A 13682-nucleotide genomic window follows, 5' to 3' on the forward strand; every position below is an offset into this window, starting at 1 on the left:
AGATGGGCCGCTTCCGCGCAGCCCATCTAGTCTGTCAGACCTCATCCATGAGGGTCACGATCTCACTTCGCCGGGACGTATTTGCCGTCCTTCACGGTCAGGATGATGCGCGAGCGGTCGTCGAGGCCGTAGCGATCCTTTTCGGTGAAGTTGTAGACGCCCTGGCTTGCCGCGATTTCCTTCTCCGAGATCAGCGCCAGACGGATCGCCTCGCGGAATTCCGGCGTGCCCGGCTTGGCCTTCTTCAGCGCCACCGGTATCACGCGCTTCAGCACTTCAAAGGCGTCGTAGGAATGGCCGGCGAACTGGCTGCGGCTGTTGGCGCCATACTTGGCTTCGTAGGCGGTGTTGAGTGCCAGACCCGGCTTCTTGGTCAGCGCGCTGTCGGGCTGGGTTTCCGGAGACATCACCGGACCGGACGCCATGATCACGCCCTCGGCCGCGGCACCTGCGATGCGGATGAAGTCCATGCTGGCGGCGCCGTGGGTCTGGTAGATCAGGCCCTTGTAGCCGCGCTCGCGCAGCGCGCTCTGCGGCAGCGCTGCGGCGGTGCCGGAGGCACCGACCAGAATGGCGTCAGGATTGGCAGCGACCAGTTTTAGCACCTGGCCCGCGACCGACGTATCGGGACGAGCGTAGCGCTCTTCGGTCACCATGGTCAGGCCCATGGGTACGGCCTGGGTCTTGAAGTCGTTGACCCAGAGATCACCGTAAGAATCGGAGTAGCCGATGTAGCCGACGGTCTTGATGCCGTGGGCCTTCATGTGCTCGTACAGCACCTTGCCCATGATCGGGATCGGCTGCGGCATGGCGACCGACCATTTCATGCGCGCTTCGTTGATCGGGAGCGGCGCCAGGCCGAAATGCGGAATCCCCGCTTCGTTCGCAACCGTGGAGACCGCAACCGTCGGAGGTGTTGTCGAGGAGCCCATGATGATGTCGGCCTTCGACTCGGTGACGAAGCGCCGTGCATTGGTAGTCGCCGTGGTCGGATCGCCGCCGTCATCGAGCACGATGATCTTGATCGGCACGCCGCCGATTTCCTTCGGCACGAAATCGAGCGAGTTGCGTTCGGGAATGCCCAGTGCCGCCGCGGGACCGGTTGTGGTGACGGTGATGCCGATCGTGATTTCATTGGTCTGTGCAATGACCGGCGCCCCGGGCAGGGCGAGGGCCGCGATGACAGTCGCCGCGGACAGAAAAGCCTTGTTCATTCATTCCTCCCTTGGATTATTATCTGCAGTCTTAAGCAAAACCGGGCCCTCAATTCAGCCCCTCCTTTAGGTCATGCCGGATAGTAAGTCAGCCCCGCATGAAACGCTCGACGATCTCCGGCGGCATCGGCGCCGATTTCAGCTTCGCGGGATCATCCGGGTGCTTGCCGACCAGCACGCGGGTTTCGAATGCCTCGATCGCCAATGCCTCGCCCTTGAACACGTTGTGGACCACCTCGAAGCTGGAGCGCTTGAAGCTCTCGATCCGGCTTTCGATCCGGATCCAGTCGCCATGGGTGGACGGGATATGAAATTTGGCCCTTGTGTCGACCATGGGAATGCCGACGAGGCCATATTTGTGGATGAGATCCTGTTTCGAAAAGCCGGCGGCTTCGAACATGATTGAGGTGGAATCGTCGAACATCGCGAAATAACGCGGGTAGTAAACAATGTTGGCGGGGTCGCAATCGCCCCACTGGATCTGCACATCGCGCCGGTTGACGAACATGGGATGAAATATCCTAGCGCGGCGCCATGCGAAGCGCGGCATCGAGCCGCACCACTTCGCCGTTCAGATAAGGGTTATCGATCATGTGCAGCGCGAGCGAGGCAAACTCGTCGGCCTGGCCGAGGCGGCGCGGGAACGGGATCGAGGCGGCCAGCGAGTCCTGCGCTTCCTGCGGCAGGTTGGCCAGCAGCGGCGTGAGGAACAGGCCCGGCGCGATCGTCAGCACGCGAATGCCGAACTGCGCCAGTTCGCGCGCGATCGGCAGCGTCATGGCGACGATGCCGCCCTTGGAAGCCGAATAGGCTGACTGACCGATCTGGCCGTCATAGGCCGCGACCGAGGCGGTCGAGATCACCACGCCGCGCTCGCCGGTCGCAAGCGGCTCGAGCTTCGACATCGGCGCGGTCGCCAACCGCAGCATGTTGAACGAGCCGATCAGGTTGACCTTGATCACCTTGTCGAAATCACCGAGCGCCATCGGGCCGTCCTTGCCGATCACGCGCTTGGCGACGCCGATGCCGGCGCAGTTCACCAGCACGCGCGCCGGGCCATGGGCCGCCGCGGCTTTTGCAATCGCAGCTTCCGCCGAGGCCGCATCGGAGACGTCGCAGATTACCGCGACGCCGCCGATCTCGGCCGCGACGGCCTCTGCCAGGTTGGCGTTGAGATCGCAGACTGCGACCTTGGCGCCCTGCGCCGCGAGGCGGCGCGCGGTCGCCGCGCCCAATCCCGATGCGCCGCCGGTGACGATGGCGGCCTGGTCCTTCAACTGCATGGTGCTCTCCCTGACAAGCTTCTGAGCGAATTCGGTTACAGCGTGATCACCTGCGCCGGTGGCGCGGGCGAATAGATCTCCTCGATCAGCGCACTGCGGTTCTCCAGAACCGCGCGCTGGTTGATCGAACCCTTGTCGGTGACCTCGCCGCGATCGATCAACAGCGGCGTATCGAGCAGCACCGCGCGCGTGATCCGGGTCGACGATCCGGTTGCGCCCGCGACGAGCTTCTTAAAGCGTTCGCGGAAGGCCGCGACGATCAGCGGATCGGACGCCGCGGCAGCGAGGTCGTCGACCGGAAGCGTCGGATTGATCAGACGGCAACCGTCGAGATCGAGCACCACCAGCGCCGATATTTCGTCGCGGTTGATGCCGGCAATCACGACGTCGCGCACCAGCGGCGCGCAGGCCGCGACGAAGCGCGCCCGTAACGGGCCGACGCTGACCCAGGTGCCGCTGGCAAGCTTGAAGTCCTCGCCGATGCGGCCGTCGAAATCGAAGCCGGCGTCGAAATTATCTGCAACGGCCGGCTTGAGCGCATCGCCCATCTTGTAGAAGCCTTCCTCATCGAAGGACTTCGCCGTCATATCAGGCTGACGCCAGTAGCCGGGCATCACGTTCGGCCCCTTGGCGCGAACCTCCAGCTTGCCATTATTGGGCACGAGTTTCGCATCATTACCTAGAACCGGCAGCCCGACATGGCCGGAGCGGCTGGTCACCGGATTGACCGACATGAAGAACGGCGCGGTCTCGGTGGCGCCGAGGCCGGTCAGCATCGGCACGCGATAGCCGGTTTCCTGGACCGACAATTCGTCGAGGCTGTTCCAGACGAAGGCCGACAGCGCCGCGCCCGAAAAAAACATCGCATGCAGCCGCGCAAAGAACTTTTTACGCAAGGCCGCATCGTCGCGCAGATAGGGCAAGAGCGATTCATAGCCCTTGGGCACGTTGAAATAGACCGTCGGCGAAATCTCCCGGAGATTGCGCACGGTCTCCTCGATGCCGCTGGGCATCGGCTTGCCTTCGTCGAGATACATCGAGCCGCCATTATAGAGCGTCAGCCCGATATTGTGATTGCCGCCGAAGGTGTGATTCCACGGCAGCCAATCGACGATGACCGGCGGCTCGTCCTTCAGGAACGCCAGCGTCTCGCGCAGCATCACCTGATTGGCGCAGATCATGCGTTGCGTGTTGATCACGGCCTTCGGGTTGCCGGTCGAGCCCGACGTCAGCAGGAACTTTGCGATCGTATCCGGGCCGATCGCCTGGTGCACCGCGTCGAGCCGCGGATGCAGCGGCGTCGGCATCAGATCTGCAAGCGTTGTGACATCACGGCCGGGCACCGCACCGCGCGAGGCGGCGATCTCGGTCCCGAACGACACATTGGCGGCGAGCGCATCGGCGAATTTCGTCGCGTCGTCGACGAACACGAGGCCGGGAGTCAACAGCTTCATCAGATAGTTGAGCTTGCCGTAGTCGCGCGACACCAGCGAATAGGCCGGCGATACCGGACAGAAGGGAATACCGGCATAGAGCGCGCCGAACGCGATGAGCGCATGATCGACCGAGTTGCCGGACAGAATGACGACCGGCTTTTCCGCGGAAAGGCCGCGCGCCAGCAGCGCAGACGCGATATGCCGCGACGACGTCAACAGCTCCGCATAGGTGATCTGCCGCCAGCCGCGTGCGGCGTTGCGCTCCGCCATGAAGACCCGATCGGGCGCCGCTGCGGCCCAATGATGCAGCCGATCGGTGATACGCGCCGGATAGTCCCGCAACTGCGCTTTCGGACGCAGATAGATGGTGCCGTCGTCGCGGCGCTCGACATGCACCGCGGGCGTGCCGAACGAGATCGGGCGCAGCGGATGATCGGCGCGCGCGGCTGAATCGGTCGAGGCGGACATGCTGGGCTTGGCGCTCATGTCAGGTCGGCTTCACCTTTGCGGTCTTGTGGTCGAGAAACGCACGAATGCGGCGCTTGGCCTCTTTGTCGCTTTGCGCCACGGTTGCCATCAGGGATTCCATCAGGAGGCCAGTTTGTGGATTGGCCTCCGCGATCATCGGCAGCGCCTGCAGCACGGCAAAATTGGTCAGCGGCGCGTTCGCCGCCACGCGTTCCGCCAGTTCCAGCGCCTTCGGCAGCGCGCCGCCGGCCTCGGTGAGGTATTGCGAGAAGCCATAGGCCGAGCCTTCGGTGGCCGAATAGACCCGCCCCGTGAGCATCATGTCGATCATCCGCGCCACCCCGATCAGCCGCGGCAGCCGCACCGATCCGCCGCCGCCGACGAAGATGCCGCGCTGGCCTTCGGGCAGCGCGAAATAGGCTGATGGTTCGGCGACGCGGATATGCGCGGCGCAGGCCAGTTCCAGCCCGCCGCCGATCACCGCGCCCCTCAGCGCCGCGATCACGGGGACGCGGCTATACTGGATGCGATCGAACACCCGGTGCCACATCTGCGAGTGCCGCAGGCCCTCCGTGGCGTCATGCTCGGTCAGTTCGGACAGGTCGAGGCCGGAGGAAAAATGGTCGCCGACGCCATGGATGACAACGGCGCCTGTGCCCTCGGGCAGATTGGAGAAGCAATCCTGGATCGCGAGGATGATGCCATCGTTGAGCGCATTGCGCTTGGCCGGCCGGTTGAGGCCCACGGTCAGCACCGCGCCCTTCTGCTCGATCATGAGCAGGTCGGATTGACCCGCGGCGGCGGTAGAGGCGTTTCCCATAGGCAATTTTAGGTCCTGCGCAGAATAGTTATGTTTTATAACGATTTTGCCGGGCGGGAGTCAATGAGGGAGTTCACCCTCCCCTGGAGGCGTCCGAGACGAGCGCGCGCCTCACAGCACCTGGTGCACGTCGATGACGACGCGGTCGGCGTGGCGGGCGGCGGAGGCGACGAAGAGGTTTTGCATCAGCCAGCGATATTTCTCTGCGCCCGTCTCGAATTTCGGCACGGTGCGGAAATAGATCAGTTTTGGATCAACCGGCTCGCCGCGCTTGAGCTTCCGCAGCAGTTCGACCGGGCCGAAACGCAGGCCCTTGTTCTCGACATAGACCACCGCACCGTCGTCGGTCTCGAAGGCGTATTTGGCTTCCAGCTCGATCAATTCGTTAGGGCGGATGATCTGGAAGTCCGCCCCGAAGGGAAGAACATTGCCGTTGACTTCGCCCTTCACCTCGCCGCCGATGATCGGAATGATCCGGCGCACGCCGGTGCCGATCTCGCCGGCCGACGTCACCTCGCCGATCCGCACGGTGATGGTGAAGACGTATCTGGTCTCGAGCTGCGGGGTCATCGGACTATCTGTTTGAGCATGATTTTTCGGAAAACCGGCTTCCACTTTTCCGGATCATGCCCTATCCGGCCATGCGCTGCGGCAGCCACAGTGCCAGTATTGGAAATGCAATCAGGATCACCAGCCGGATCAAGTCCGTCAACACGAAGGGCATCACGCCACGGAAGATCGTGGAGAACGACACGTCCTTGACGACGCTCTTGATGACAAAGACATTCATGCCGATCGGCGGTGAGATGAGGCCAAGTTCTACCGTCATCACGACGATGATGCCGAACCAGATCGGATCAAAACCGAGGTGGACGATCACTGGAAAGATGATCGGCACCGTCAGGATGATCATGGCCATGGCATCCATCAGGCAGCCCAGCACCAGATACATCACCATGATCAGCGCCAGGATGCCGTAGGGACCGAGCCCGAGGCCGGTGAGCAGTTCCGTCACCTTCTGCGGGGTCTGCGTCACCGTCAGGAAATAGCCGAAGATCAGCGCGCCAATCAACACCGTGAACACCGCGGCTGCGGTGCGGGTCGCCTGCAGCAGCGAACCCAGGATCTTTTCCTTGTCCAGCCTTCCCGTCAGTATGCCAATCAGGAACGCACCGGTGGCGCCGACCCCGCCCGCCTCCGTCGGCGTAAAGCGCGGCAGAAATGGCAGGCCGTACAGCCCGCCGATCACGAAGATGAACAGCAGCACCGGCGCCCAGATGTTCTTCAGGCCGGCCAAGCGCTCGCGCCATTTGGTTTGCGGACCCGCCGGCAGGAAGTCCGGCCGGAACCAGCCGATCAGCGAAATCGTAAGCATGTACATGGCAATGGCGAGCAGGCCGGGGATGATGCCGGCGATGAACAGCTTGCCGATGTCCTGTTCGGTAATGATGCCGTAGACGGCGAGCACCGTCGATGGCGGCAACATGGCGCCCAACGTGCCGCCGGCCGCGATCACGCCCGTGGCAAAGGATTGCGGATAGCCATAGCGCCGCATTTCCGGATAGGCGACGGCCGAGAACGTCGCGGCGGTCGCCACCGACGAGCCGCAGATCGCGGCAAAACCGCCGCAGGCCCCGACGGTAGCAATGCCAAGCCCGCCGCGCAGATGGCCGACAAAGCCGTTGGCGGCGCGGAATAGTTCGCGGCTCATGCCGGAATTGCTGACGAATGCTCCCATCAACAGGAACATCGGAATCACGCCGAAGGTGTAGTCGGTCACCGTGCGCATCGAGGTCTGGCCGACCATCTTGAGCGCCGGCGTGAAGCCGACCAGATAGCCGAAGCCACAGACGCCGACCAGGCCCATCGCCATGCCGACCGGCACGCGCAGCAGCATCAGCACGAAGAGCGCGACAAATCCCAGGACCGCGACGGCATCGGTGCTCATCCCGCCCTACTCCACGGTCTTGATCTTGGCGTCATGGATTTCTTCCGGATGGAAGACCAGCCGCCAGGTGCGGATCGCGATCAGGAGCACCGCGGCGGCGTCGCCGGCCCAGGCGACCGCGAAGAACGGCCAGGTTGGCATATGCACTTCATACGTCAGGACATTGTCGTTGTAGGTGCCGCGCACCTTGTCGAACAGGGTATAGGTCTGCACGGTGACGACGAACAGCAGCACCAGCGTCGCGAACACGTCGATCATGCGCTGATACTTTGGTCCGACATTGGCCCAGATCAGATCGACCGTGATATGGCCGCCGCGATAGCTGGTCGCGGCGATGCCCCAGAAGATCAGGATGCCGAGCAGCATGCGCCCGATGTCGAACGAGTCCGGGATCGCGTAATTGAACGTGTTGCGCAGCAGGACGCCGATGAAGATGTTGAGCGCAACGATGCCGACAAAGCCGGCCGCGATCCATTCGATCGTGTTGATGAAACGATCCATCCACGCGCGATTCATGTCCGCTCCGAACGGCTGGCAATGGCAGCGAGCAACGGCGGCAGGAGATCTCTGCCGCCGGAAGGTTGTTTACGCGTCTACTGCGCGAGCGCGTTGTACTTGCTGAGCGAGGCCTTGAGTTCGGCCAGCGCCGCGTCCGGGTCGCCGCCGTTCTTCTTGACGCCCTCGCCCCAGGTCTTGACCAGCGGCTCGGCCGCCTTCTTCCATTGCGCGGTCTGCTCCGGCGTCAGCTTGTAGACCTCGTGACCGGTCATCGCCTTGATCTTTTCGACGCCGGCATCCTCGTACTTGCCCCAGGGTTCGCCGACGCGGCCGGCGGCTTCCGTGTTGCAATTGTTGTCGATCGCCTTCTTTTGCTTATCGGACATCTGGTTGTACTTGTCCTTGTTCATCACGAAGGCAAAGGTCGTGACGTAGATCGGCGCTTCGATGTGATACTTCGTCACCTTGTCGATGCCGAACAGCACCACCGACCCCCACGGGAAGGTAACGGAGTCGGCGACGCCGCGTTCGATGATGTCGCGGACCTCAGGCGCCGAGGACTGCACGTTGGTGCCGCCGAGCTGGGTGACGAAATTAGCCATTGTGGCATGGGCGGGCCGGATCTTCATGCCCTTGATGTCTTCGGGCGTGACGATTTTCTTCGTCCGGGAATGGAAGGTCGACGGCGAATGGATGAAGGCCAGGCAGAACTTGACGTCCTTCATCTCTTTCTCGGCATATTTGCGATACCAGGCGTCGAGCGCCATCGAGCCGCCCTTGGCGTCCGACATCAGGAAGGGCAGTTCACCGGCGCCGATTATGGGAAACCGCCCCGGCTGATAGCCCGGGTTGATGTAGGTGACATCGGCGATGCCATCGCGCGCCATGTCGTAATGATCGAACGCCTTGCCGAGTTGCTGCGCCGGGAACACCTTGGACTTGATGGTGCCGCCGGATTCCTTCTCGACCGCCGCGCCCCATTCCTCCAATGCCTTCTGCAACGGGTGCGACGCCGGCACCCAATGCGACAGTTTCAGCTCGAAGGTTTTTTCCTGCGCCAGCGCAGGCGTCACGCTGGCGGCCAGCAGCATCGCCAGAAATGTCTTCCTCATCGGCATCCTCTCCCTTGGCACGCGGGCTGTTCGATCGCCCGACCTCGTTAATTAACATGTTATCTAACTCGCCCGCCTTTTCAAGGCGAACGTTCGGCCGCGCGTCTCCTCTTCTCCTGGTCGCCATGTGCACCGCCGCGAGTACACTCATAATGTTTCGCGCCAATGTCCTTTGCCAAAACCGTTATATGATATAACTACCATTGCAAGCCTGGGGGCAACCGCCGGCTTGAAACCTATAATACCGGGAGGAGCGGGTATTGAGGACAAAAGTCGCAATCATAGGTGCAGGTCCGGCAGGATTGTTGCTTGGGCAACTACTTCACCGCTACGGTATCGATAACGTCATTCTCGAGCGCCAGACAGGCGAATATGTGCTCGGCCGCATCCGCGCCGGCCTGCTCGAGGAAGGCACGGTGGCGCTGCTCGACGAGGTCGGCGCCGGTGAGCGCGCCCATCGCGAGGGGCTGGTCCACCATGGTCTGGAATTGGCGTTTGGCGGCGCGCGGCACCGAATCGACTTGCACGGCGCCACCGGCAAGACCGTCATGATCTACGGCCAGACCGAGGTGACGCTCGATTTGATGAACGCGCGCAAGGCGGCGGGCCTCACCGCCATCTACCAGGCCGCCGACGTCAAACCGCTCGATTTCGATACCGACCGCCCGCGCGTCAGCTACGTCAAGGACGGCGTCACCCACGAGATCGAATGCGACTTCATCGCCGGCTGCGACGGCTTTCATGGCGTCAGCCGCGCCAGCGTAAAGCCGTCCGCGATCCAGACCTTTGAACGGATTTATCCATTCGGCTGGCTCGGCATCCTCTCGGAGACGCCGCCGGTCAGCCCCGAGCTGATCTACTCGAATCATGCGCGCGGGTTCGCGCTCTGCACCATGCGCTCGACCCGGCGCAGCCGCTATTACGTGCAGTGTCCGCTCGACGATCATATCGACCAGTGGCCGGACGAGCGCTTCTGGGACGAACTGAAGCGCCGGATCGACCAGAAGGCGGCCGACGAACTCGTCACCGGCCCCTCGATTGAAAAGAGCATTGCACCACTGCGCAGTTTCGTCGCCGAGCCGATGCGGTTCGGCCGGATGTTTTTGGCCGGCGACGCCTCCCACATCGTGCCGCCGACCGGCGCCAAGGGCCTGAACCTTGCCGCCAGCGATGTGCATTACCTCTCGCAGGCGCTGCGCGAATATTACGACGAGAGATCCTCGGCCGGGATCGACGGCTATTCCGCCAAGGCATTGTCGCGCGTCTGGAAGGCGGTGCGCTTCTCCTGGTGGATGACCTCGATGCTGCACAAATTCCCGGACCAGGGCGAATTCGGCGCACGGATTCAGCTCGCCGAGCTGGATTACGTCGTCAATTCGAAGGCGGCGTCCGCGTCGCTGTCGGAGAATTATGTCGGGCTGCCGTTTTAGACGCCGCTATCGTCATTGCAAGGAGCGCTAGCGACGAAACAATCCATCTTTCTCCGCTTGCGGACGCATGGATTGCTTCGCTCCGCTCGCATGACGAACGGAGAGAGCGCGGCATTTCAAACACCCGTCTTAAAGCCGTTTAAAACTTTGTAGGTGGTGACTTCGCTGGCCGGTTGCGTTCAATGACGACAGCATCGTCACACCGCGAGCCGCCAATGACCGCATCAGACATTCCCCAAGGATTCGAGCCGCACACCCGCAAGAGCCCGCTTACCGATCCCTGGGAACCGCTCTATTCGAAGAAGACCGACAAGGCCGTGATCATCGGGCTACGGCTGGCAAAACCGCACACCAACGGCCGGGGGCTCATTCACGGCGGGCTGATCGCGGCGCTCGCCGACAATGCCATGGGCCATAGCTGCGCGCATGTGATGGGCGGGGTGTCGTCGCTGGTGACGATCGGGCTGGCGGTCGATTTCGTCGGCACCGCCGAGGTCGGGCAGTGGCTTGCGGTCGAGAGCGAGGTGGTCAAGACCGGCAGGACGGTCTGCTTCGCGCAGAGCCTGATCAAGGCCGACGACGCCGTGATCGCGCGGGCCAATGCGACGTTTCGCGTGGTGCCGAAGAAGGAGCCGGTGTAGCGCCGCGTCCGGGGCACGGTAGCTACCCGAAATGCCAGTCGGCCATTTCGGTCACCAGATCGACGAAGGTGCGCACCTTGGCCGAGAGCAGCCGCGAGGTCGGATAGACGATGTGGATAGGCATCGCCGGCTGTTCGAACGGCACAAGCACGATTCGGAGCCGACGCGCTTTAAGGGATTCGGCGGCCTGATAGGCCATCACCCGCGTCAGCCCGCCGTCCTGCTCGGCATATTGAATGGCGGCATCCGAGCTGTTGGTGGCAAAGCGCGGCGTGCTGGCGACGCGGATCTCGCGGCCGTCCTCGACGAAACGCCAGTCGAGCGCTGCGGTCATGGCGCCGAACTGGATCGTGTCATGCGCGGAGATGTCCCGTGGCCGCTGCGGCTCGCCGCGCGCCCGGAGATAACCGGGCGAAGCCACCACGATCCGCCGCATCTCGCCGACATGGCGCGCCACCAGCGTCGAGTCGGGCAGATGGCCGATTCTAACCGCGAGATCGACGCCGTCCTCGACCAGGTTGATCATGCGGTCGGACAAACGGAGATCGACGCCGACGGCGGCATAGCGCTTTAGGTAGGCGGTCACGATTGCGCTGACATGCAGCCGGCCGAACCCGACCGGCGCCGAGATGACGAGCTGTCCCTCGGGGCGCGTGCGCTCGCCCGCGACGGCGCCCTCGGCCTCCTCGACGTCAGCCAGGATCCGCCGCGCCCGCTCCAGATAGCGCGAGCCGGCATCGGTCAGCGTCACCTGCCGCGTCGTCCGCTGCAGCAGCCGCACACCGAGACGATCCTCCAGCGCCGCAATCAGCCGCGTCACGCCCGATGGCGATAGCCCGAGCTTGCGCGCCGCTGGGGCAAAGCCCCGCAGGTCAGCCACCGCGACAAAGGCCTGCATGGCATCGAGCCGGTCCATCCTATTATTGCATATCCAGCAATAGTAAAGTGTCAATTCCAAAGATTGTTTAAGTTACGGAAACATCCATCTTGGAGCCTGAAGGACGACCGTTTAGGCGCTCCACGGGAGGCTCAGATGTCTGACGTTCACACCTCTTCCAGCGATGTCGCCTTCACTTCGGCGGTGAAGGCGATCCAGACCCGCAAGGGCTCGCGCGAGGCCTATGCCAGCGTCGAGGCGCGCGGCGGCTGGCGCGTCGAGATCGACGAAAACCTCGCCGGCTTCCTCACCGAGACCACGAGCTTCTATCTCGCGACCGCTTCCGCCGACGGCCAGCCTTACATCCAGCACCGCGGCGGGCCGAAGGGCTTTGTCAAAATTCTCGACAAGAACACCATCGCGTTCGCCGATTACAGCGGCAACCGGCAGTACATCAGCCAAGGCAATCTATCGGAGAATCCGAAGGCACATATTTTCGTGATGGACTATGCGCATCGCCGGCGCGTGAAGATCTGGGGCGAGGCGCGCGTGGTGGAAGACGATCCGGCGCTGACGAAATCGCTGATGCCGCACGGTTACAAAGCGCGGCCCGAGCAGGTCATCCTGTTCAAGATTGCGGCGTGGGACACCAACTGCCCGCAGCACATTCCGCAGAAGTTCGACGCCGCCGGCGTCGCGCAGGCGTTGGCCGTGCGCGACGCCCGCATCGCCGAGCTCGAAGCGGAGCTGGCCGCTTTGCAGGGCCGGTCCGCTCCGGCAGGCTAGAGCGTTTTCAAGCGAAGTGGTACCGGTTCGCGTAAAGAAAACGCGTCAAACAAAGAGCCATAGTCAGGCGGCTTGCTGTTGCACCGGCGCCCAGGCGAATTCCGGATAGTACAGCAGCATCATCCGGTCGACATAGGCGGTGAGATTGGCGAACTGCTCGGTCCGCTGCCGTAGCGCCGACTCGAAGAACGGCGTCAGGATTCCGGCGAGCGCGCCGAACGCGGTGGCGTCCGTGCCGCAGGGTGCTTCGCCCATCAGAAACGGCTTGTCGCCGAGCTGGACCGACAGCGCAAACAGCGAGCGGGCGGCAAGATCGATGTCCTCGTCCGGGGCGTGGCGGCCGAGGCCGCTGAGCAGGTAGTTTTCGGCGACGCGGAACTGGGCGTCCTCGCGCATCTTCTCGCGCAGATGCGCCGGCGCGCTGTCGAAGAAATGCGCAGGGCCCTTGGCAAAATTGTCGCCGTCGATCCAGCGCGCGCCGACCAGCGCCCAATAAATATGATGCTCGATCATCCGCTCGAACGCCCAGGCCTGCGCCCGCGCCTGCAGGCTGAGCGGCGCATCGAAGTCGAAACCATATTTGGCTTCCAGATGCGCGCGAATGAAGGTGGAATCGGCGATCGTCTCGGCCTCGTCGACGATGTACGGCAACTGCCCCTTGGGAGAAGCCGGCGGCTTGGCCTTCTCCTTGCGATAGGCAAGACCGGCCATCTTGAGCTGGACCTCGGTCTTGGTCACAAAGGGACTGATCTCCGGCAGGCCGAAGCCGGCACCGAAGCCGTAGAGGGTAATCATGCTGGTCTCCCGATCTCAAAAACGCGCCCGAGGCTAGCGCCCCCCTGCTGCCACCATGGTGTCAGCAGCAGCAGTGCCGGCCGCCGCCTTCCTCCTGCCGCGGCGAACGGGGCTTGCGCGCCCACGACGCAAGCTGCTCTTGCGCCAGGGCGCACATGGCGACGAGCGAACGCCAGGCCAGCTCAACCATCGCCCAGCGCAGGTCGGTGGTGACGCAGTGGATGGAAACGAGCTGTTCCAATGCAAATCGGTGGGCATTCACGAGAGGTCCGCGGCTTTGCCGGAAGCCGAATTCGCGGAAAATGGTCATGGACAAGTTCCCTTTAATTGAGGTGTTGTCCCGATATACAAAACCCCTGCTGCCAACATGCTGT

The 13682-nt window shown here is 63.0% G+C and carries 15 protein-coding genes; 3 read left to right on the top strand and 12 right to left on the bottom strand.

Annotation, left to right across the window (positions count from 1 at the left end; all coding sequences use genetic code 11):
• Positions 1-62 precede the first annotated feature (62 nt).
• The 9 genes from CQ13_RS00700 to CQ13_RS00740 form a co-directional block, all read right to left on the bottom strand.
• Positions 63-1214 carry an ABC transporter substrate-binding protein gene (locus CQ13_RS00700; protein WP_057841107.1) on the bottom strand — a complete coding sequence of 384 codons (1152 nt, stop codon included), beginning with the start codon at positions 1212-1214 and terminating at the stop codon, positions 63-65.
• Positions 1215-1302: 88 nt separating this feature from the next.
• Positions 1303-1722, bottom strand: a complete 420-nt coding sequence (locus tag CQ13_RS00705) for an acyl-CoA thioesterase (RefSeq protein WP_028349381.1) — start codon at positions 1720-1722, stop codon at positions 1303-1305.
• 13 nt (positions 1723-1735) lie between these two features.
• Positions 1736-2497, bottom strand: coding sequence for an SDR family NAD(P)-dependent oxidoreductase (locus CQ13_RS00710; RefSeq protein ID WP_057841108.1), 762 nt, complete (start codon positions 2495-2497; stop codon positions 1736-1738).
• Positions 2498-2532: 35 nt separating this feature from the next.
• Entirely contained in the window at positions 2533-4419 is a 1887-nt protein-coding gene (locus CQ13_RS00715; RefSeq protein WP_057841109.1) for a feruloyl-CoA synthase, read from the bottom strand.
• Between the two features lies 1 nt (position 4420).
• Positions 4421-5227, bottom strand: coding sequence for a crotonase/enoyl-CoA hydratase family protein (locus CQ13_RS00720; RefSeq protein WP_156433417.1), 807 nt, complete (start codon positions 5225-5227; stop codon positions 4421-4423).
• Positions 5228-5332: 105 nt separating this feature from the next.
• Positions 5333-5791, bottom strand: a complete 459-nt coding sequence (locus CQ13_RS00725) for a DUF3237 domain-containing protein (protein ID WP_057841111.1) — start codon at positions 5789-5791, stop codon at positions 5333-5335.
• Positions 5792-5852: 61 nt separating this feature from the next.
• Positions 5853-7169: a TRAP transporter large permease gene (locus CQ13_RS00730; RefSeq protein WP_057841112.1), complete on the bottom strand. Its 1317-nt coding sequence runs from the start codon at positions 7167-7169 to the stop codon at positions 5853-5855.
• Between the two features lie 6 nt (positions 7170-7175).
• Positions 7176-7685, bottom strand: coding sequence for a TRAP transporter small permease (locus CQ13_RS00735; protein ID WP_057841113.1), 510 nt, complete (start codon positions 7683-7685; stop codon positions 7176-7178).
• A 77-nt stretch (positions 7686-7762) separates the two neighbouring features.
• The gene (locus CQ13_RS00740; RefSeq protein WP_057841399.1) at positions 7763-8779 is read right to left on the bottom strand and encodes a TRAP transporter substrate-binding protein; all 1017 of its coding nucleotides are present in this window, start codon (positions 8777-8779) and stop codon (positions 7763-7765) included.
• A gap of 260 nt (positions 8780-9039) precedes the next feature.
• On the opposite strand from CQ13_RS00740, the gene pobA reads away from it, so the two are divergent.
• Entirely contained in the window at positions 9040-10209 is a 1170-nt protein-coding gene (pobA, locus tag CQ13_RS00745; protein ID WP_057841114.1) for a 4-hydroxybenzoate 3-monooxygenase, read from the top strand.
• Positions 10210-10424: 215 nt separating this feature from the next.
• A complete protein-coding gene (locus CQ13_RS00750) occupies positions 10425-10850 on the top strand; it encodes a PaaI family thioesterase (protein ID WP_057841115.1) in 426 nt (141 codons plus the stop codon).
• Between the two features lie 22 nt (positions 10851-10872).
• On the opposite strand, the gene CQ13_RS00755 is transcribed toward CQ13_RS00750, so the two are convergent.
• Complete coding sequence (locus CQ13_RS00755) at positions 10873-11766, bottom strand: LysR family transcriptional regulator (RefSeq protein ID WP_057841116.1); 894 nt, start codon at positions 11764-11766, stop codon at positions 10873-10875.
• A gap of 117 nt (positions 11767-11883) precedes the next feature.
• Here CQ13_RS00755 and CQ13_RS00760 point away from each other — a divergent pair, with 117 nt between their 5' ends.
• Positions 11884-12513: a pyridoxamine 5'-phosphate oxidase family protein gene (locus CQ13_RS00760; protein WP_057841117.1), complete on the top strand. Its 630-nt coding sequence runs from the start codon at positions 11884-11886 to the stop codon at positions 12511-12513.
• 63 nt (positions 12514-12576) lie between these two features.
• On the opposite strand, the gene CQ13_RS00765 is transcribed toward CQ13_RS00760, so the two are convergent.
• Together CQ13_RS00765 and CQ13_RS00770 are read right to left on the bottom strand one after the other, a co-directional pair.
• Positions 12577-13308 carry a glutathione S-transferase family protein gene (locus tag CQ13_RS00765; RefSeq protein WP_057841118.1) on the bottom strand — a complete coding sequence of 244 codons (732 nt, stop codon included), beginning with the start codon at positions 13306-13308 and terminating at the stop codon, positions 12577-12579.
• Between the two features lie 61 nt (positions 13309-13369).
• Entirely contained in the window at positions 13370-13618 is a 249-nt protein-coding gene (locus tag CQ13_RS00770; RefSeq protein ID WP_057841119.1) for a hypothetical protein, read from the bottom strand.
• Between the last annotated feature and the right edge of the window lie 64 nt (positions 13619-13682).

It is taken from the genome of Bradyrhizobium retamae (assembly GCF_001440415.1).
In the GTDB taxonomy this organism is placed as follows: Bacteria; Pseudomonadota; Alphaproteobacteria; order Rhizobiales; family Xanthobacteraceae; genus Bradyrhizobium; species Bradyrhizobium retamae.